The organism is Amycolatopsis sp. CFH S0740 (assembly GCF_004522315.1).
Classification (GTDB): Bacteria; Actinomycetota; Actinomycetes; order Mycobacteriales; family Pseudonocardiaceae; genus Amycolatopsis; species Amycolatopsis nivea.
Genome location: NZ_SDLS01000013.1, coordinates 94,505 through 113,331 on the forward strand (window position 1 = coordinate 94,505; position 18,827 = coordinate 113,331).

The 18,827-nt window shown below is 69.1% G+C and carries 18 protein-coding genes; 10 read left to right on the forward strand and 8 right to left on the reverse strand.

Translation table 11 applies throughout. From position 1 onward, the window contains the following. Positions 1-245: 245 nt before the first annotated feature. Both EIZ45_RS22490 and EIZ45_RS22495 read right to left on the reverse strand, forming a co-directional pair. On the reverse strand, positions 246-494 hold the full coding sequence (locus tag EIZ45_RS22490; protein WP_205669915.1) for a hypothetical protein: 249 nt from the start codon (positions 492-494) through the stop codon (positions 246-248). Between the two features lie 32 nt (positions 495-526). Beyond that, entirely contained in the window at positions 527-988 is a 462-nt protein-coding gene (locus EIZ45_RS22495) for a hypothetical protein (RefSeq protein ID WP_134663095.1), read from the reverse strand. 299 nt (positions 989-1,287) lie between these two features. Here EIZ45_RS22495 and EIZ45_RS46160 point away from each other — a divergent pair, with 299 nt between their 5' ends. Continuing rightward, positions 1,288-1,713 carry a hypothetical protein gene (locus EIZ45_RS46160; protein ID WP_167756524.1) on the forward strand — a complete coding sequence of 142 codons (426 nt, stop codon included), beginning with the start codon at positions 1,288-1,290 and terminating at the stop codon, positions 1,711-1,713. Between the two features lie 91 nt (positions 1,714-1,804). After that, entirely contained in the window at positions 1,805-2,374 is a 570-nt protein-coding gene (locus EIZ45_RS22505; protein ID WP_134663097.1) for a dihydrofolate reductase family protein, read from the forward strand. Here EIZ45_RS22505 and EIZ45_RS22510 read toward each other — a convergent pair whose 3' ends face one another. From EIZ45_RS22510 to EIZ45_RS22520, 3 genes are all read right to left on the reverse strand, one after another. Next, positions 2,375-3,331: an RNA polymerase subunit sigma-70 gene (locus EIZ45_RS22510; protein WP_134663098.1), complete on the reverse strand. Its 957-nt coding sequence runs from the start codon at positions 3,329-3,331 to the stop codon at positions 2,375-2,377. It abuts the gene before it with no gap. Positions 3,332-3,466: 135 nt separating this feature from the next. Next, on the reverse strand, positions 3,467-4,978 hold the full coding sequence (locus EIZ45_RS22515) for a S1 family peptidase (RefSeq protein WP_134663099.1): 1,512 nt from the start codon (positions 4,976-4,978) through the stop codon (positions 3,467-3,469). A 365-nt stretch (positions 4,979-5,343) separates the two neighbouring features. Continuing rightward, the gene (locus EIZ45_RS22520; RefSeq protein ID WP_134663100.1) at positions 5,344-6,381 is read right to left on the reverse strand and encodes a M48 family metallopeptidase; all 1,038 of its coding nucleotides are present in this window, start codon (positions 6,379-6,381) and stop codon (positions 5,344-5,346) included. 259 nt (positions 6,382-6,640) lie between these two features. Here EIZ45_RS22520 and EIZ45_RS22525 point away from each other — a divergent pair, with 259 nt between their 5' ends. Then, positions 6,641-7,465 carry an SAM-dependent methyltransferase gene (locus tag EIZ45_RS22525; RefSeq protein WP_134663183.1) on the forward strand — a complete coding sequence of 275 codons (825 nt, stop codon included), beginning with the start codon at positions 6,641-6,643 and terminating at the stop codon, positions 7,463-7,465. Positions 7,466-7,495: 30 nt separating this feature from the next. Here the strand turns inward: EIZ45_RS22525 and EIZ45_RS22530 are convergent, their stop codons facing one another. Continuing rightward, a complete protein-coding gene (locus EIZ45_RS22530) occupies positions 7,496-8,449 on the reverse strand; it encodes a hypothetical protein (RefSeq protein WP_134663101.1) in 954 nt (317 codons plus the stop codon). A gap of 103 nt (positions 8,450-8,552) precedes the next feature. Here EIZ45_RS22530 and EIZ45_RS22535 point away from each other — a divergent pair, with 103 nt between their 5' ends. The 4 genes from EIZ45_RS22535 (at position 8,553) to EIZ45_RS22550 (ending at position 13,305) form a co-directional block, all read left to right on the forward strand. Continuing rightward, entirely contained in the window at positions 8,553-9,131 is a 579-nt protein-coding gene (locus tag EIZ45_RS22535) for a TetR/AcrR family transcriptional regulator (RefSeq protein WP_240690640.1), read from the forward strand. Positions 9,132-9,189: 58 nt separating this feature from the next. Then, complete coding sequence (locus tag EIZ45_RS22540) at positions 9,190-9,615, forward strand: HutD family protein (RefSeq protein WP_134663103.1); 426 nt, start codon at positions 9,190-9,192, stop codon at positions 9,613-9,615. 7 nt (positions 9,616-9,622) lie between these two features. Then, positions 9,623-10,450, forward strand: coding sequence for a MarR family transcriptional regulator (locus tag EIZ45_RS22545; protein WP_134663104.1), 828 nt, complete (start codon positions 9,623-9,625; stop codon positions 10,448-10,450). Between the two features lie 62 nt (positions 10,451-10,512). Then, positions 10,513-13,305: a BTAD domain-containing putative transcriptional regulator gene (locus EIZ45_RS22550; RefSeq protein WP_240690632.1), complete on the forward strand. Its 2,793-nt coding sequence runs from the start codon at positions 10,513-10,515 to the stop codon at positions 13,303-13,305. 12 nt (positions 13,306-13,317) lie between these two features. Here EIZ45_RS22550 and EIZ45_RS22555 read toward each other — a convergent pair whose 3' ends face one another. Further along, positions 13,318-14,496, reverse strand: a complete 1,179-nt coding sequence (locus EIZ45_RS22555; protein WP_134663105.1) for a DUF6236 family protein — start codon at positions 14,494-14,496, stop codon at positions 13,318-13,320. A 50-nt stretch (positions 14,497-14,546) separates the two neighbouring features. Between EIZ45_RS22555 and EIZ45_RS22560 the strand changes: the two genes are divergently transcribed. Further along, a complete protein-coding gene (locus tag EIZ45_RS22560) occupies positions 14,547-15,041 on the forward strand; it encodes a DinB family protein (protein ID WP_134663185.1) in 495 nt (164 codons plus the stop codon). Here the strand turns inward: EIZ45_RS22560 and EIZ45_RS22565 are convergent. Then, on the reverse strand, positions 15,031-16,341 hold the full coding sequence (locus tag EIZ45_RS22565; protein WP_167756525.1) for a PQQ-binding-like beta-propeller repeat protein: 1,311 nt from the start codon (positions 16,339-16,341) through the stop codon (positions 15,031-15,033). The two genes, EIZ45_RS22560 and EIZ45_RS22565, sit on opposite strands and share 11 nt — an antisense overlap. Before the next feature lie 194 nt (positions 16,342-16,535). On the opposite strand from EIZ45_RS22565, the gene EIZ45_RS22570 reads away from it, so the two are divergent. Further along, positions 16,536-18,053: a molybdopterin-dependent oxidoreductase gene (locus tag EIZ45_RS22570; protein WP_167756526.1), complete on the forward strand. Its 1,518-nt coding sequence runs from the start codon at positions 16,536-16,538 to the stop codon at positions 18,051-18,053. 64 nt (positions 18,054-18,117) lie between these two features. Continuing rightward, positions 18,118-18,780, forward strand: coding sequence for a fasciclin domain-containing protein (locus tag EIZ45_RS22575; protein WP_134663107.1), 663 nt, complete (start codon positions 18,118-18,120; stop codon positions 18,778-18,780). Positions 18,781-18,827 lie beyond the last annotated feature (47 nt).

Sequence of the window (18,827 nt, forward strand, 5' to 3'; positions counted from 1 at the left end):
CGCGCATCAACTGATGCCTCCCCGCTGGCCCATAAGATCAATTAACTGATCCGATGTACGCAATCGATTGATATAGATATTGAGGTATTGATGCGGTCGCCGCCGAAATCTACAATTACCCTCATGCCACGGTCTTCCAAATTCGCGCGGCGATCGGATATCCAGGCGGCAGCCTCGTCAACCACTGCGAATAGATTGGTCATTTTTCTCCAGTCTAACCACTATCTTTGATAGCTAACGGCCGATCAGCGCTGGACCTCAGCCAGCCATTCGAAGCCGTCGCACTCGGCGCGCAGTCGCTTGAGGCCTTGTTCCAGGCAGTCGTCGAGGCTGGCGGCTTCGGCGCGGATGAATCCCTGGCCGCCGAGGCCCGGGCCTGACATCACCAACGTCCACGGCTTGCCGCCCTCCCTCATTCTGTCGTCGTCCGCCTTGAGGATTACCGTGACGCCTGCGCGGCACAGCTTATCCATCAACTGCTCGATATCCGTCACATTCGCTCCCATCAATATTCTCTCAAGGCTGTCTAGTTATTTCCTGGGCCCCAGGAAGCGGCCACCGGACGGTGTTGTCGGGGAACGCCTAGCACCACGACGACCTCGGCTGGTTCTGCGGGGTCGTCGCCGTAGACGGATATCGCGTTCAAGTCGCGTTCCACGGGCAATTCCAAGCGAAGCTGGCCGTTGGGGTCATAGAGCACTATCGACGATCGAGCCAGCTGAATCACGCCGCGATGCACCAGCGCGAGCCCCTTCGGGATAGCGGGCTCTTCGACACACGCGACAGCAACCAGCCCGCTGGCCGACTGACGAACGGGCACGTGCACTGAATCCTTGCCAGCGTGCACATTTTCGCGTGCAGGGTCCCAGCTCGAGTGGTCGTCAACACTGTTCGGGGAGGAAACCACCAGCAATCCGAAAGAGAACCGAGCTACGCCGCCTCCGTAGTAGAGGTCGCCGTGGCTGTCGAAGTTCGAAAAGTTAGTCATTTTCATTCCCAACCTGGCCGTTGACGCAACCACTCCAGAGGAGGGAGCAGGATCGGGTACGAGGATAGCGCGAAACCCCGGCGATCGGTGCATGTCGTGAGCCCAGATGCCACGCCTTTTCTTCGGAATTTTCCGGCATTCGTTCGCGAGGTCCACTGAAGCGTTTGTGCGCACCGACACAAATCGCCCTGCCCGCCGCGAGATCCCGCGGGGTGTCTTACGCTCCGTTCCGCTGATCAAGAATACAAGAATAAAAGAGGACACGGGGTGCGCTCCCGTATTCAGGCTGTAGGTCGAGGGTGGCGTCGCCGGGCTCGTCGTTGCGATTGTCGCGATGCTCATCGCAACAGTTTCCCGCGCGCAGGCTTCCGCTCTCACGGAATGATGTCGAGCGGGTCGTCGTCGACACCATCGCGGACAGTCTCGACGACTGGGTTCCGCTGGATTGGCTGATCGCCAACACAGCACGGGTGGTTCCCGAAAACAGCGACCACTTCACCGGATTCTTCGCCTCCGTGCTCGACTACCTGCTCCGCGAAGGTCTGATGGTCGTGGGCGAGATCGGCTTCGAACCCTGGCCGCCCGCTGCCGTCGAAGACGACCGCGGACCGCGTCGTTCGCAACTGCCAAGCAGTCAACTGGACACCCCGGCTCGGGCTGTGCTGGCTCGCCAACACGCCGGGAGGGGTGAGCCGGGCTCGGCGACCAGGTCGTGGTGGGGCTGATGGAGCTCCAGCATGGCCCTGACAGCCCCCGATGAGGTTTTAGCGCCCCACCCGTCTGTATGTCTGCGATCGACGCACAAGGGAGGCTGGCATGACCCGGAAACTGATCTTCGGCATGAACCTGACGCTGGACGGCTACATCGCCGCGGCAGGAGACGACATCGGCTGGAGCGGGCCGCCGAGCGAGGAGTTGTTCCAGTGGTGGCTTGATCAGGAGCGTGCGAACAGCATGTCGCTCTACGGGCGCAAGCTGTGGGAGGCGATGAGTTCCTACTGGCCGACCGGCGACCAGCAGCCGGGCGCCACGGCGGCGGAGGTCGAGTTCGCGCGGAACTGGCGGGACACTCCGAAGGTGGTGTTCTCCTCGACGATCGACAAGGTCGGCTGGAACGCCCGGCTGTTCGCTGGCGACGCGGTTGCCGAGATCGCGCGGCTCAAGGCAGGCGACGGCGGACCGCTGAGTGTCGGCGGCGCGGCGCTCGCCGGGGCGGCTGTGCGGGCGGGGCTGGTCGACGAGTACGCGGTGGTCACCCATCCGGTTCTGGTGGGTGGCGGTACGCCGTTCTTCAGCGCGCTGGACAGCTGGGTGAACCTGAATCTCATGGAGACGCGGACGTTTCCCGGCGGTGTAGTGCTGACCCGCTACGCGACCAGGCGGTGATCACAGGGTCGGGGCCAGGCCAAGCCATGGTTTGTCGGCGACCTCGAATCCGGTGAGTTCGGCGATCTTTCCGTCGGCGATGTGCAGGACCGCGAGGTTCAGCAGCCGGTACGCCGGATCGTCGGCGGTCCGGAGGTAGAGCGCGGCGGCGGGCATGCGGTTGACCGTCGTGGCGATGCAGCGCCAGTCGTCGTAGCGCTGGAAGAGGCCGCCGGAGACCCAGCCGTTGACGGCGTCCCGGGCCGTTGTGATCACGGTGCCGGGGTCGGGCAGCATCGCGAAGCGCAGGTCGTCGCGGAGCAGGGACATGAGGCGATCGAGGTCGTTGCGTTCGTGGGCTTCGATGTACGACTTCACCACGGCGCGCTCGTCTTGCGACAGTTCGTGGGTGGTGGGGCTGCGCCAGTCCAGGCGGCGGGCGGGTAGTTGCTCGCGCATTGTCACGCGCGCCCGTTGCAGTGCGCTGGTTACCGACGCGACGGTCAGCTCGAGGGCTTCCGCGGCTTTCGGCGCTGGCCAGCCTAGGACGTCGCGCAGGATGAGGACTGCGCGTTGCCGCGGCGGCAGGTGCTGGACGGCGACGATGAACGCCAGCTCGATCGTCTCCCGCGCTACCACCGATTCCTGCGGATCCTCGGGGAGCATCCGGTCGGGGTACGGCTGCAGGTACGGGAGCTCAGCGCCCGCGAGGCCGGACGGCACGGGGGTGCGGTCGTTGCGCTTTTCCAGGAAATCGAGGCAGGCGTTGGTCGCGATCCGGTACAACCAGGTTCGCAGCGCAGCACGGCCGTTGAAGGACTCCCGTTTGTTCCACGCTCGCAGGAAGGTCTCCTGCGTCAGGTCCTGGGCGTCTTCGTAGTTCGCGAGCATTCGGTAGCAGTGCACTTGCAGCTCACGCCGGTGGCGCTCGGTCAGCAGCGCGAACCGCGCTGGGTCGTCGGTGTCCGGCGGGCTCATGGTCGTCGATCCTTCCACCGCGGCGAGGGGGTCACCAGAACTGACGACCGGGCGGAGGATTTCTCATCGGTCCGTGAAGGACCCCTTGCGGGAATCCCAGTCCCGCAAGGGGTCCTTCACGGCCGGTGCGCGGGATCAGTCAGTGGCGAGAGCCCGGGTGGCCGGACCGATCGCCGCCCAGCCGCCGGACTGGGCGTTCCAGCGGTAGATGCCGCCGCTGTTGATGCCGTACACGCCGTCGGCGTTGGCCGCGAACGCGTCGCCGGAGCCGCCGATCCGGGTCCAGCCGTTGCCGGTCAGCAGGTTGACGTCCTTGGTGGCCGGTTCGATGCCGAGCAGGGTGTGGGCACCCGCGTACAGCGCGCTCTGCGCCTTGCCGACGCTCGCCCAGGCGCTGCCGCTGCCGGTCCAGTGGTACACGCCGCCGCCGTTGGCTCCGTAGATGCCGTCGTCGTTGATCGCGAAGCCGCTGCCGGAGGTGCCGATCTTGACCCAGGTGCCGGGTGCGGTCATCAGGTGGAGGTCGCCGGTGCCGGGCACGGTCCGGGCGAGCAGGTGGCCGGCCGCGTAGAACGCGGTCCCGGCGGGGCCGACCGTTTCCCAGCCGGTGCCGGTCCAGCGCAGGACGCCGCCGCCGTTGTAGCCGTAGACGCCGTCGGCGTTGACCACGAATCCGTCGCCCGGGCCGCCGATCTTCGCCCACTGGCCGGGGGTCCCGGTGTAGCGGTAGACGTCGTGGGTGTCGGCGCGGGTCGCGACCACCGCGCTTTCCCCGGCGTAAACCCGGTCGAACCCGGTGCCGAGGGTCGTCCAGGCACTGCCGGTGCCGGAATAGGCGAGGACCGCCCCGTTGGCGTCGACGCGGTACAGGCCGTGGTGTCCCGCGACGGTGTGCGCCGTGACCCAGTCGCCGAGGTCGTCCACCCGGGAGGCGCTGACCGCCGGGTTGGTCGCAGTCTCGCCGAGGCAGTTGTGCTGATACGAACCGGTGATGACGCCGGTGATCCGCCCGTCGGCAGTGAACACCGGCGCTCCGGCGTCGCCTCGGCACACGCCGCTCGTGCCGGACGCTTCGAGGGCCAGTCCGTGCTCCGGTGCGCCGGCCGCGATGGTCAGCGAAGCCGACTGCGGAGCGTCCGGGATCCATTCGGTCGCCGTGCGGCCGAACCCGGCCACCGTCACCTGCCCGCTCGACGGCGGCGGCGTCGCGGCGAGATTCCCCGCGCTGGCCCCGAGAACCGGCGCGACCAGCCGCAGCAACACGACGTCGCGGTCGGTCCGCGTCGCCACGCGGTCCACGGCGATCTGCCGGGTCGGCTTCCCGGTTTCGGTCACCGCGGCGTTCACGGCGACGGCAGGCGGCGCGCCGTCGACCAGTCCGTCGCCGGCGTGCGCCCCGGTCTTGCCGGTGAGGCACGAGGCGGTCGTCAGAATCCATTGCGAGGAAACCAGGGTTCCCGTGCAGGCGTGGCCGCCGCTGGTCGCGTCACCCCCGATCGCGAGCCGGACCAGCGAGGACGCCGCGGCACCGGTGACCGGTGCACCCCCGGCCACCGCGTTCGCCGGCGCCGCGGCGGCCAGCAGCCCCGCGGCGGTCACCCCGGCGACACAGCCGGCCAAGCGCGAAGCTTTCCGGTTGAACACCATGAAGAAACCCTTTCGTTCGGACGCTGAATTCCTCCGATTACCGGCCACAGAACAGCGAGGCTTTTCCGCACTCGCCGATTACGGCCGCTCCACGCCGGGGAATCCACCGCGGCACGGGAAGCCATTCCTCCGTTTGCCGCATGCCCCTCCCCCGTTTGCCGACGCGCCCCATCCCCTGACGCGCCGCAGATACCATCGCGCACATCAGGCCGCCATTACCGCAGCACGCGGTGACGTACCCCACATTCCACCGGCTCTGGATACGTGGTTAAGATGCGGTGCTTTGTCAGCGTCCGAGCAGACAAGAATTGTCAGTTATTTCGCCGCGGCCTTTTCCGGTTCCGAATTTCCGCGCGAAGCCGAGCTCAGGCGTTGCCGTTCTCCGAGCCCCCGCCGAACTTGGCCCACACCTTGCTCGCGGTGTCCGCGACCGTCTCCCCGACGTCGGTGAAGACCTTCGTCAGCGGGTCCGCCGAGGCGGTCCAGGAATCCTTGTACGACTTCGCCGCGGACTTCAGGTCGTCCTTCCAGTCCGTGGCGGGCGCGTCGTCGTCCCGGCGCGGGTACTCGCCGGTCAGGATCGCCCGGTACTCCTCGGACGCGGCCCATTTCTGCAGCTGCGTCGCCCGGACCACGGCGAACGGGTGGGTTTCGGTCTCGACGTACTTCAGCTTCAGCAGGCTGTCCCGGATGTCTTCGCCCGCCTCGTATTCCGCTCCCTGCTGGAGGAAGGACGGGATGTCGATGCGGGACGGGTCGACGCCGCCGGCGAGCTGGATCTGCGCGCGCAGCGCCGCGGTCGGGTCCTGGCCGCAGAGCAGGCCCGCGCGGTCGCAGGACAGTTCGGCCTTGCGGTACCACTCGCTCAGCGCCGCGATGATCGCCCGGATGCCGAGCGCGCTGACCGGCGTCCAGGACATCGACATCTGGAGGTTGATCAGGCGCACCATGATCGTGCGGTAGACCGCGTGCCCGGACAGCACGTGCCCCATTTCGTGGCCGATGGCGAACCGCAGCGATTCGTGGCTCAGCCGCTCGACGAGCGCGGTGCTGATCCGGATGAACGGCTCGTCCATGCCGAGCGCGGACGCTTGCAGCCGCGGGTCCTGGTAGACGAACAGATTCGGCACGGCGGGGAGATCGAGTGTTTCGGCGCATTCGTGGCGCAGCCGGTCGAGTTCCGGATACTGCTTCGGCCCCACGCGAATCGACGACGCCAATGCCATCAGCCGTTCGCCGCGTTCGTTGTAGAAGCCGGAGACGGCCTTGATCACCTGGGCGAATCCGGGCATCGCGCGCAGCGTGGCGAGCGCGCCGCGGTCCACCGGGTGTTCGTAGGCTCTCGGGCTGATTCCCGGAAAACGGACGGCGGTCCGGCGCACCGGTTCGATTTCTTCAGTCATCGCTCCCCCAATGAAGTCGTTGACAGCAGCCTACTCAATGACGATCACCGGCCGATTCCCCGGCGCTGAACTGCTGTTTCCCATTAACGAAAACGCAGTGGATCACGCAAGGAATATCCAGGTTGTCCAGACCACCGCCCTCGCCGGGCCGGCGGTCGCCGCCGTGCCCGTCCGGCGGGATCGGCCGGATTGGCTACGATTGGGCCACGACTGCGGGGGAGGCGGCGTGGCGCACGGACCTGAAGAGCCCATCCCGGGCGTGGACCTCGACCGGCCCAGCGTGGCGCGGGTTTACGACTGGTATCTCGGCGGCACGGCCAACTGGGCCATCGACCGCGAGTTCGGCAAGATGGTCCTCTCCGCCTTCCCGGCCGGGATGTACTGCGCCCGCGCCAACCGCGCGTTCCTGCACCGCGCGGTGCGGCATCTCGTGCGTCTCGGCGTGCGCCAGTTCGTCGACATCGGGTCCGGCGTCCCGACGATGGGCAACGTCCACCAGATCGCCGACGAGGTCGCGCCGGATTCCCGCGTCGTCTACATCGACCGCGAACCTGTCGCGGTCGCGCATTCCCGGATCCTGCTGGAGCGCCACGGGGATCCCGAACGCCACGCGGTGATCCAGGGCGATCTTCGCGAACCGGACGAACTGTGGCAGTCCGTCGCGGACACCGGCGTCATCGATCCCTCCCGGCCGCTGGCGCTGCTGGTCACCGCGGTCCTGCACATCCAGCAGCCCGGCCCGGACGGGCGCGACCTCGGGCCGGAGGCCATCGCGCGATACCGGGAAATGCTGCCTTCGGGGTCGTATCTCGTGCTGTCGCAGATCACCCACGAAGGGTTGCCGGACGACATCGCCAGGCAGTTGCGCGCGGTGATCCAGCTGTACGACACCAATGTCAGCAAGCACGTGCTGCGCTCGAACGCGGAAATCCGCGCGCTGTTCGGCGATTTCGAGATGCTGGACCCGGGGGTCACCTGGACCGCCGCCTGGCATCCCGAGGAAAGCGGGGTCAATACGCCGGTGGTCGACTTCGCGGATCCGAGCGAGGCGGCGATGCTGGCCGGGGTCGCGCGCAAGCCTTGATCCACGTCGAAACCGCCTCCCCCAAGCGCGTCACGGATGCAGGTCAGCCCGCAGCAGCATGGCGTTGCGAAGGATCCCGTCCGGCGGGGCGGTCGTGCCGCCGTCCGTGGTGACGTAGAAGGCTCGCCCTTCCTGACCCGGAACCCAGGCCGCGCTGGACGGCCCGACCAGGCGTTCGTCGAACGGCTCGCCCGCGATGTGCCGGACTTCGCTGCCGTGCCGCGGAATGAGCGGCACCCGGTCGAGCGTGTTGGCTCGATGCCTTGTCACGTAAGCGAATCCGGCCTCGTCGTCCAGGGCGAAGTCGTCGGCGTTGTCGATCGCGGCGACGAATTCCGCGCCACCGGCCGGGTCTAGCGTCTCTGGGTCGACCGGCACTCGCATGAAGACTTTCTGCGCGGTGGACGTGTAGTAGAGGTAGCCGGTCCGCGCGCTGTACCGGACGCCGTTGACGCCTGGCTGCCGCGGCGGGGCGATCTCGGCGTCCGGGTCGTCGGCCATGGTGTCGTGGGCCAGCCAGACCCCGGCCCGCGCACTACGGGCGTCGGCATCGAGGTCGACGCGCCAGATCAGCCCGGCGAAGCAGTCGGCGACGGCCAGCACTCCACTGCCGAGCAGGCAGCTGCCGTTGAGTGCGCGTACCCGGTCGTCGAAGGTGAAGACGACCTCCGGGGCGACCGGTTCGCCGGGCGTCCAGCCGGTGAGGTCGAGCCGCACCAGATGCGATTCGTGGGTGGTGTAGCCCTCGGTCAGGCTGAGCACGAAGACGTCCGGCCGCACCTCGACGATCCCCGTCACGGGGTGGTCGAAGCGGTGCACGAGAACGGGTCGCCGCGGCTCCGGCACGATCCACAGCTCCTGCTGCAGGAGGACGGTGACCAGCACCGAACCGTCGGAGCGGACGGCGAGGTTTTCCGGGAAGTACTTCTCCGGGAAGGACGCGACCGGGGTCAGCGTGACGTCCGGGACGGGAGTCATGGGCATGGCGGGGCTCTCCTGACGTTAAAAGAGGACGGACATCCGCTTTTCTTTTACGCTAGGCTGCCCCGGCGACGGGTGTCAAGGCGAGGAGCGGACGTTGCCGAGGGTGAGTCAGCAGTACAAGGACGACCAGCGCGGGGAAATCCTGGCGGCCGCGCGCCGCTGCTTCCTCCGCGACGGCTTCCACCGCACGTCGATGCAGGACGTCCTCACCGAGGCGGGCAAGTCCGCGGGCGCGGTTTACCGGTACTTCCCGAAGAAGGAGGACATGATCGTCGCGGTCGCCGCGCAGAACCTCGACGACGTCACCGGGGTGCTGCGCGCTGCCCTCGCCCGCGGCGGCGAGCGCGGGGTCGGCGAGGTGATGGCGGAGCTGCTGGAAGCCGTCACTGGCCTGCACCGCGACCGGGAACTGGCGAGCATGGCGGTGCTGGTCTGGTCGGAAGCCCAGCGCAATCCGGAACTCGCCGAGCGCCTCGCCGCCGCGTCGGCCGAGATGAGTGCCGAGGTGGCCGGTCTCGTGCGCAGCCGCCAGGAGGCCGGGGCCTGGACCGGTGTGCCGGCCGAGGCGCTCGCACAGGCGATTTTGGCGCTCCTGCCCGGGTTTCTCTTCAACCTGGCACTGTCCGGACCGGACGGAGTGGCCGGATTCCCGGACGCGGTCCGCACGCTGTTGCCGCAGTGAACCCCGCTTGGCACCCGGCAGGTTTGCATCTGTCGCGGAGAACGAGTGAGATGCCCTGATGCTCAACCCGTCCGAAGTCGCCCCGGTCCCCTGGCGCAACGGCGCAGGCACCACCCGCGAACTCGCCGCCGACGCCGATCCCTCCCGGTGGCGGATCAGCGTCGCGGACCTTCTCGAAGACGCGCCGTTCTCGTCTTTCCCCGGAATCGACCGGCTTTTCACCGCTCTCGGGCCGCTCCGGCTGACCGTCAACGGAACCACGACGGACCTCGAGCGCGGCGACCAGCTCCGGTTCGCCGGAGAGGACACCGTCAGCGTCACCCTCGATCAGCCGACCCGCGCGCTCAACGTGATGACCCGGCGCGGGCTGTACCGAGCGGAGGTCGTCCTTCGCTCCCCTGCGGAGAACGACCCGGACGGAGCGGTCGCGTCGGTCGACCTCGGCGAGCAAATCGCCGATATTTTCCTCACGACGCTGGCATGATGCAGCGATGACCAGCACTGCCCGGCGCATGTTCGAGCTCCTGGAGCCGATCTGCCTCGTCACCTTCTTCGCCGACGAGTGCAACGAAGAACTGGCCGCACTCGGCCACCGCACCTATTGGGACGGATACTTCGCCAGCCGCGCCGCGCCGCTGGGGCGGGTGCCGGCGGAGGTCGTCCACGCGGCGTTCTACAACTTCGCCGAAGGCGAGGCCGCGCGGCACATCCCGAGCGCGTGGGAGACGATCCCGCCCGAGGCTTCCGTCGCCGCGCGGGAACGAGGCAGCGCCGCGTCGGTGCGCCGGATCCTCGGCGACGAACTCGCCGGTTCCCCGGGTCTGGTGCGCGCCGCCGACCTGACCGCCAAGGCCGCGACGAGCGCGCCCACCGTGGGTCGGATGATGTACGCCGGGATGCGCACCCTGCCGATGCCGAGCGATCCGGTCGCCCGGTTGTGGCATTCCGCGACCATGCTGCGCGAGCATCGCGGGGACGGGCACATCGCCGCGCTGGTCAGCGCGCGGATCGGCGGTGCGGAGGCGCACATCCTGTCCGCGCTGGAGATGGGCATCCACCCGCCGGAGTCGTTCGGGCGCGTGCATCACCTGCCGAAGAAGCGGCTGGCCGCGATCATGGACGGCTTGCGCGAACGAGGTCTCGTCGACGCGGAGGGTCGGTTCACCGACGCGGGCCGTGAAGTGAAGCAGCGCATCGAGAGCTTGACCGACGAGCTTGCCGCCGCGCCGTACGAAGCTCTGTCGGCGGCCGAACTCGACGAGTTGATCGCCGCGCTGGAACCGATCACGGAGAAGCTGGTGGCCGCCGGATCGCGGTGACGCGGCAAGAGTCCGGCTCATTTTCGATTCATGCCCGCTCGGCAATGCTTTAGCCTCGTCCGGTGGACCGGGGAGGCTACGCGATGGCGCTGGAGTTCCGGGTGCTGGGCGAGGTCGGCGCGACCGCGGACGGCGAGGTGCTGGCGGTCGGGCACGCGCGGCAGCGGCTCGTGCTGGCCGCGTTGCTGCTCGACGCCGGGCGCGTCGTTCCGGCCGATCAGCTCGTGACCCGGGTGTGGGGCGAGCATCCGCCGTCCCGCGTCGCGAACGCGCTGCAGACCTACGTCGCCCGCCTGCGCCGGGTCCTGCATCCGCACGGCGGCGGGATCGAACGGCGGTCCGGCGGATACGTCATCCCGCTGCCCAGTCCGGACGCGCTCGATCTGCACCAGTTCACCGACCTGGTCAGCCAGGCCCGCGCGACCGCCGACGACGCCGAGGCCGCGCGGTTGTACGAACGCGCCCTCGACAGGTGGCAGGGCGACGCGTTGCTCGGGGTCGATTCGGCGTGGGCCGACAACGTCCGGCATTCCCTTGCCCGCCAGCGCACTGCCGCCGAACTCGACTACGCCGACCGGCAGCTGCGTCGCGGACAGCACGGCACCGTCCTCGGTCTCCTGGCCCGGCGCGCGGACGAATACCCGCTGGACGAACGCATCGCCGCCGCCCTCATGCGCGCCCTGCACCACAGCGGCCGCACCGACGAAGCCCTCGCGCGCTACCAGCGCACCCGCACGATGCTCGTCGACGAACTCGGCGCCGACCCGTCGCCGCACCTGCGCGCGGTGCACGAGGAAATCCTCGCCGCCCAAACTCCCGGCCCCGCACCGCTCCGGGCGTGGGCCGCGCCGGTCCCCCAGCAACTCCCGTCCCCGCCGCCGCGATTCGCCGGTCGCGAAGACGAACTCCGGCACCTCGACACCCTCGCCGAACCACACGCCACGGTGCCCATCACCGTCCTGCACGGCGGTGGCGGAATGGGCAAAACCGCCCTCGCGCTGCACTGGGCCCACCGGCAAGCGACTGCGTTCCCGGACGGCCGCCTCTACGTCGACCTGCGCGGCTTCAGCCCGGACGGCGACCCGACCGCGCCCGACGTCGCGTTGCGGGGTTTTCTGCACGCGCTCGGCGTCACCGGCTCCGCCATCCCGGCCGAACCCGACGCGCAGACCGCGCTCTACCGCACCCTTCTCGCCGGAAAACGCGTCCTCGTCGTCCTCGACAACGCCCGCGACCCCAGCCAGATCACGCCGCTGCTGCCGGGCGAGCCGAGCTGCGCCGTCGTCGTGACCAGCCGCAACCGCATGACCAGCCTGACCACCACGCACGGCGCCACCCCGCTGGCGGTCCGGCCGCTGCCCGCGGCACACGCCCGAAGCGTCCTGATCGACCGGCTCGGCCCGGACTACCTCGACGCCGACCCCGACGCCGCCGAACAACTCGTCACCCGCTGCGCCGGTTCTCCGCTGGCACTGGGAATCCTGGCCGCCCGGGCCGCCGAACACCCCGATTTCCCGTTGGCCGCGCTGGCCGCCGAACTCACCGACGTGAGCGCGCTCGACGACGGCGATGCCAGCGTCGCCGCAGTCCTGTCGTGGTCCTTGCGCGCTCTCCCGCCGCAGCACGCCGAGGTGTTCGAATTGCTCGGTCTCGCCCCCGGGCCGGACATCAGCGTCCGCGCGGCCGCCAACCTCACCGGCTTGTCCCCGAACGCCACTGCGGCGATTCTCCTTGCGCTGGAACGGGTTTCACTGGTGGAGCAGGACGCGCCCGGCCGCTACCGGATGCACGACCTGGTCCGCCTCTTCGCGAGGACCCACACCAGCCTTTCCGCCGAGGCGCGCACCGCGGCGCTGGTACGCGTCATCGGCTACTACACCGGCACCGCGCTGGCCGGAAACCGCGTCCTGCATCCGCACGGCGTCCTCCCGCCCGGCATCGACACCGGACACGACCATCCCTATCCGCATCCGCCGACGAGCACCGGCGAAGCTCTCGACTGGTTCGACGCGGACCACGATTGCCTTCTCGACGCCCAGCGCGTCGCCTCCGCACACGGGTGGCACGAACCCGCGTGGCAGATCGCCTTGGCGCTGACCGCCTATCACTACCGGCGTGGATTCCTGCACGAAGACCTCGCGGTCTGGCCCATCGCGGTGCAAGCCGCCGACGCGCTCGGGACTCCGGAAACCCGCGTCCTCGCGCACCGCCGCTACGGCCTGGCCTGCGCCCGCGGGGCCCGGCACGACGACGCCCTCGCCCATCTCTCCGAAGCGCTAGACCTGGCTGACCGCGGCGAGGACCAGCGCGTGCGGGCGATCATCGAACACGACCTCGCCCAAACCTGGGAGCTGCACGGCGACCAGCGCGCCGCGCTCGAACACGCTCAGCGCTCGCTGGAGCTGTTCCGCCCGCTCGGCAATCCGGTGTGGGAAGCGCAGGCCCAGAACGGCGTCGGCTGGTATCTCACCCTCCTCGGCCAGCACGAGCAGGCCCGGCCGCACTGCGAACGCGCGCTCCAGCTTTACCGGACTGCGAACCACCCGGCGGTGGCCGACGTCCTCGACAGCCTCGCGCACATCGCCCACCACACCGGCCGCCACATCGACGCCATCGAGCACTATCGCGAAGCGCTTGCGCTGTACCGGGAATCCGGCAACACCTACCTGGAAGCCGACACCCTCGAACACCTCGGCCACACCCACCGCGCAATGGGCGACTCCGGCAAGGCTCGCTCGGTGTGGCAGCTGGCGCTCGACCTGTTCCGCGCCCAGGGCCGATTCGCGGAGGTCAACGCGGTGGAAACGGCGCTGGCTCGGCTCGATGCCGGGAAGACCCGGTCCGCGCCGCACTGAACCGCGCGTCCCCTAGCGATCGCGCCGCAGCAGCGCGCGTCCGGTGAGTTTGCGGTCCGCCGCAAGCAAATACGCTACCGGCGATTTCGCCATCTGCTGCCGCCGTGCCTTCGTCTTCCCCGCGAGATAAGGCACGAGCGTCACCGCGACTGCGGCACCCGCTACCGCCAGCTGTCCGCCCGCCGCGGCGACGCTGCCGAGCACGGTGCCTGCCGCCGCGTTGAGGTCGATCTTCTGCACCAGTGTTCCCGCGGACGCCTCGATGCCCATGCCGCGCAACGCTTTGCGGAGTTCGTCCAGCTGCGGCCGGGTCCGGGTTTCGTACAACGCGCGCAGATGCGCCGCCGCCACTTCCAGATTGTCCGCTTCGGCGGCGGCTTGCAGCTCCGGGCCGAGGCTCGCCACGTGCGACTGGAACGCGGCGAGTTCGGCCCGGTGCTTTTCCCGGAAACTGATGAGCTCGTCCACAGGAACCCGGTCCACATGGGACGGTTCGAGCACCGTCTCGAGCGCGATCTGCAGGTAGGCGCTGGAGACGTTCTCCACCGCCGGCACCGGAACGTGCTCGTCGAACACCAGCGACACCAACCGGTCCAGCGCACCGGTCGCGTGATGCATGCGCGGGTCGTCGGTGACCGGCGACAGCGCTTCGCGGTGGCTCATCGCGTCGGCCAGCACCGCGAGGTAGATGGAAGCCAGTTCCGGGTCGAGACCGACCCACTGTCCGTCCATCGGCACCGCGAGGCCGAGCCGGACCAGCCCGTCCCGGAGCCCGCCGGTCATTTTCGCGCCCGGCCCGCCGACCGGGACCGCCGTCAGCACCTCGACCGGCGGCGGCCCCATCACCATGTGCTGGGTGATCGGCGGCGCGTACCCTCGCCAGCCCGGCCCTCTCGGGTCTCCGTCGCACGCCCGCGGCTCGTCCAGCCCGTATCGGTCGAGCAGGCGGCCGGGGTCGGCATCGAAAATCTCGCCGAACGACTCGGCGACGACGTTCAGCACGGCGGCGCTCGGCGCGGTCTCCACCAGGAAATCGGTCTCGCCGCGGAGACGGCGGACCAGGTCCCCGTCGCGGTCCGGCGCCGCGGGCGGGCGCATCCGGGCCAGCCGGTCCCAGGTCAGCAGCGCGAGCTTGAGCCAGTTGTCGTTCTGGAAGTGCGTCCACGGGTAGTACAGGCCGAACGACGGCATGCCTGCTCCTTCACCTGGATTCCGACATCCGGCAAGCTGGGTCCGTGCCCATGGAATCAGCGATCGACAACCACGCCAAGGCCCAGTTCGACTACTTCGTCGACGAACACCGCGAAGCGCTCCAGCACTGCCTCGACGGGCTCACCGAGGAGCAGGCCCGCCGGTCGCTCGTGCCGTCGAAGACCACGCTGCTCGGGCTGGTCAAACACGTGACCTTCGTGGAGAAAGTCTGGTTCGACGAGGCCGTCACCGGACGTTCGCGCGCCGAAATCGGGATCCCGGAGACGCCCGACGAATCGTTCGTCCTCACCGACGACGACACCATCGCGTCCATTCAGCAGGCGCACCGCGAGGCGTGCGAAGCCGCCCGTGCAGCCACCGCGCCGCTCGAACTGACCGACGTCCTGCCCGGCAACCGCCGCGGCCCGCTGCCGCTGCGGTTCGTCTACCTGCACGTGCTGCGGGAACTCGCGCAGCACTGCGGGCACGCGGACATCCTCCGCGAGCAGATCCTCGCGGAGGACGGCGCATCGGCTACTTCTTGACCGGATAAGCCTTCGGCGAGCCGTCCTGGTCGACGCCCGCCGCGGCGTACTTGCTGACCCAGTCCGGCACGAAGCCCACCTCGGTGGACAGGTCCTTGCCGGTCTTGGCGTCGAGGACGATCGGCTGCCTTCCGTTGGTGTAGCCGTACAGCGCGCCGTGCCAGGCGACGGTTAGGCCGCCCGGCGCGACGCGGTTCGCGGCCTGGTCCGGAAGGCTCCACAGTTTGGTCCCGGCCTTCGCGTCGTACGCGGTCAGCACGCCGGAGTCGGTGCAGGCGAGCACCGACTGCTCGTCGTACAGGCAGTCGCCGTACGAGTCGGGGCCCAGGTTCCGGGTGCCTTCCACGGAGAACTTCTCCGCGCCGGTCGCCGCGTCGAGGAACTTCAGGAAGGCGTGGCCGCTGCTGTACTCGTTGGCCTTCAGGACCACCATCGCCGGATCGGCGGGCAGGATCTCGACCGCGCTCGATTTGGCGGCGCCGACCCATTTCTGCTGGCCGGTGGCGATGTCGAGCGCGGTCGCCTGGACCATCGACTCGTTCTCGGCGACATTCGAGTCGACCCCGACGACGACGTCGCCGTTCACGCTGCCCGCGTCGTAGTCCTTGCGCACCCACAGCTGCTTCCCGGTCGCCGGGTCCAGCGCGACGGTGAGGTTGCCCTCCGACTGCGCGAAGCTGGCGATCACGGCCTTGCCGGTGGCCGCGACGACGTGCGTGACCGAACGGTCGCCGCTGATCCCGTACTGGTCGTCGGCGATCTTGGTGTTCGTCTGCCAGACCTTGGCCCCGGTCTGCGGATTCACCGCGATGACGGCGAGCGCGAGGTAGCCGGGCGTCGTGCCCTGCTCGGGCATCCGCAGCGGGACGGCTCCGACTGCGAGCTGGTCGGTGACGAGCGGCGGACGCGGTCCGCTCTGCTCGACGAACGGGCCCTTGTGCGCGTTCGGGTCGGCGGCCGGGCCCTCGATCCTGGTGTTCCACTTCTCGCGGCCGGTGAGGACGTCGACCGCGCTCAGCGATTCGGGGGCGATGATGTAGCCAGTGCGGTCGCGCAGCGTCATGAACTTCGACGTGACCGAGCCGCCCATGTTGGCCTGCAGCGCCGTGCGGGGCAGCGCGACGCCCTTGCTCGTGTCGAACGCCATCGGCGGATCGGCGGTGACCGCTTCCGGCTCTGCGGACGAGGCAGGCGGCTGCCCGGCCGGTCCGGCCTGGTCGGTGGGCAGGGCCGGGGCCGCCCCGCCGCCGCACGCGGCCGTGGCTGCCAGCACCCCCAGACAGGCCGCAGTGATCAACATTCGCCGCATCGGTGTCCCCATTCTCCCGAATGACTGCTCCATCCGGAGTCGTCCGGGAATTTAGCCGACGGAACAGCCGCTTGCGCACGAAATCACGCAAATGCGCCGAGAAAGGCGCCACCGGCCCGAGCGGACCCCCGGACGGGTGACGCACACCCACCCATCCGCGCCCGGTCCGGCTGCGAATGCCTGGCATGACCTCCCGTCTGCGGTTCCTTCCGGCAGCGCTGTCCGGCGTGCTCGCCCTGGTCTCGGCGCTGGCCGCCGGGCACCTTGCCGCATCGTTCGGCAACGTCAACGCCTCGCCGTACCTCGCGGTCGGCAACGGAGCCATCGACCTGACCCCGCTGCCGCTGAAAGACTTCGCGGTGCGGACCTTCGGCACTTACGACAAAGCCGTCTTGCTCGGCGGCATGGCGGCGGTGCTGGTGGTCGTCTCCGCGGCGGCGGGGCTGCTGTCCCGGCGGAAGCCGTGGCCGGGTGTCGCGATCATTGTCGCGTTTGGACTGATCGGCGGGGTCGCAGTCGCCGCGCGGCCGGATCTGACCGCGGTCGCGTTGCTGGCTCCGCTGGCCAGTCTCGTCGTCGGGGTCGCGGTTTTCCTGCTGCTGCACCGAATCGCGGCGCGACAGCAGGCGACGGACTCGTCGCGCCGGTCGTTCTTGCTCGGCAGCGTCGGCACGGTCGTCGGGGCCGGAGTTCTCGGCGGTGCCGGGCAGGCCATCAGCGGAACGAGAGATGCCGCGGCGTCCCGGGAGGCGGTCGGGCCGCTCGTGCCCGCGGTTTCGGCTCCGCCCATTCCCGCCGACGCGGATTTCGCCAAACTCGGCACCCCGGCGTTCCTCACGCCCAACCGGAACTTCTACCGCGTCGACACCGCGTTGTCGGTTCCGCAGGTGCGCACCGAGGACTGGAGCCTGCGGATCCACGGGATGGTCGACCGGGAAATCCGGTACCGCTACCGCGATCTCCGCGACCGGCCGCTGGTCGAGCGCACGGTGACGATGACGTGCGTGTCCAATGAGGTCGGCGGCGACTATGTGTCCACTTCGAACTTCGTCGGCGTCGATCTCGCGGATCTGCTGGCCGAAGCCGGGGTCCAGTCCGGCGCGGAGCAGCTGTTCTGCTCCAGTGTGGACGGTTGGACGTCCGGCACCCCGGTCGCGGCCGCGCTGGACCGTTCGCGCGGCGCGATGCTGGCGATCGGGATGAACCGCGAACCGCTGCCGCTGGAGCACGGTTTTCCCGCGCGGCTGGTCACTCCCGGGCTCTACGGGTACGTCTCGGCGGTCAAATGGGTGGTCGACATCGAGGTCACCACGTGGAAGGCCCGGCAGGCGTACTGGCTTCGCCGGGGCTGGGGCGAGCAGGCGCCGATCAAGACCGAATCCCGGATCGACACGCCCAAGGGATTCGCCACCGTTCCGGCCGGGGCGGTGCGGATCGCCGGCGTCGCCTGGGCCCAGCACACCGGGATCGCCAAGGTGGAGACCAAAGTGGACGGCGGGCCCTGGCAGCCGGCCACCTTGTCCGCCGAGGTGAACCGGAACACCTGGCGGATGTGGTGGACCCAGATTTCCGTCAAGCCCGGCACGCACCAGGTTTTCGTGCGTGCGACCGACAAATCCGGCTACACCCAGACCGAAGCCCGCGCCGGAACCGTGCCCGACGGGGCGACCGGATGGCATTCCACGACTTTTATCGCTTCCTGACCAATCCGGTGCCGGTCCGGCGCCGAATCCCTGTCGAACAATCCACTGTGAACGGAGAATTGCCGTGAAGACCCTTCGCCTCGCCGGTATCGGCGCCGCTGCCGCCCTCGCCCTCACCGCGTGCGGCACCAGCACCGACAACAACGCCTCGGGAAGCTCCCCGTCGGCGATGCCCTCGTCGATGCCGTCCTCGGCGCCGATGTCCAGCAGCGACTCCGGTGTCACCACCAACGCCGACGTGTTCGGCCCGGCCTGCTCGAAGCTGCCGCAGGGCAACGCGCCGGGTTCGCTCGACTCGATGGGCCCGCAGCCGGTCGCGTCCGCCGCCTCGACGAACCCGCTGCTCACGAAGCTGGTCGCCGCGGTCAAGGCCACCAACCTGGTCGACACCCTCAACAGCCAGCAGGCCATCACCGTCTTCGCCCCGGCCGACCCGGCGTTCGACGCGCTCGGCGACGCGAAGTTCAAGGAACTGGCGGCCAACCCGAACCAGCTCGCGCCGATCCTGCAGTACCACGTCGTCGGCAAGCGCTACGACGCCAAGGGCCTCGCCGCTGCGGGCACCGTGACCTCGCTCAACACCGCGGGCGGCCCGCTGAAAATCGAGGGCTCGGGCGACAACATGACCGTCAACGGCGCGAAGATCCTGTGCGGGAACATCCCGACCAAGAACGCGACCGTCTTCGTCATCGACAAGGTCCTCACCCCGGGCACCAACAAGAACTGAAGCCACCGGGCCCGGCGCGCCTCCCCGGCGCCGGGCCCGGTTTCCAC

Coding starts and splice junctions, on each gene's coding strand:
- EIZ45_RS22565 (WP_167756525.1), bottom strand. CDS start 16,341: ATGTTGATCACTGCGGCCTGTCTGGGGGTGCTGGCAGCCACGGCCGCG.
- EIZ45_RS22510 (WP_134663098.1), bottom strand. CDS start 3,331: ATGAGCCCGCCGGACACCGACGACCCAGCGCGGTTCGCGCTGCTGACC.
- EIZ45_RS22570 (WP_167756526.1), top strand. CDS start 16,536: ATGACCTCCCGTCTGCGGTTCCTTCCGGCAGCGCTGTCCGGCGTGCTC.
- EIZ45_RS22545 (WP_134663104.1), top strand. CDS start 9,623: ATGACCAGCACTGCCCGGCGCATGTTCGAGCTCCTGGAGCCGATCTGC.
- EIZ45_RS22515 (WP_134663099.1), bottom strand. CDS start 4,978: ATGGTGTTCAACCGGAAAGCTTCGCGCTTGGCCGGCTGTGTCGCCGGG.
- EIZ45_RS22505 (WP_134663097.1), top strand. CDS start 1,805: ATGACCCGGAAACTGATCTTCGGCATGAACCTGACGCTGGACGGCTAC.
- EIZ45_RS22540 (WP_134663103.1), top strand. CDS start 9,190: ATGCTCAACCCGTCCGAAGTCGCCCCGGTCCCCTGGCGCAACGGCGCA.
- EIZ45_RS22495 (WP_134663095.1), bottom strand. CDS start 988: ATGACTAACTTTTCGAACTTCGACAGCCACGGCGACCTCTACTACGGA.
- EIZ45_RS22560 (WP_134663185.1), top strand. CDS start 14,547: ATGGAATCAGCGATCGACAACCACGCCAAGGCCCAGTTCGACTACTTC.
- EIZ45_RS22555 (WP_134663105.1), bottom strand. CDS start 14,496: ATGCCGTCGTTCGGCCTGTACTACCCGTGGACGCACTTCCAGAACGAC.
- EIZ45_RS22530 (WP_134663101.1), bottom strand. CDS start 8,449: ATGCCCATGACTCCCGTCCCGGACGTCACGCTGACCCCGGTCGCGTCC.
- EIZ45_RS22520 (WP_134663100.1), bottom strand. CDS start 6,381: ATGACTGAAGAAATCGAACCGGTGCGCCGGACCGCCGTCCGTTTTCCG.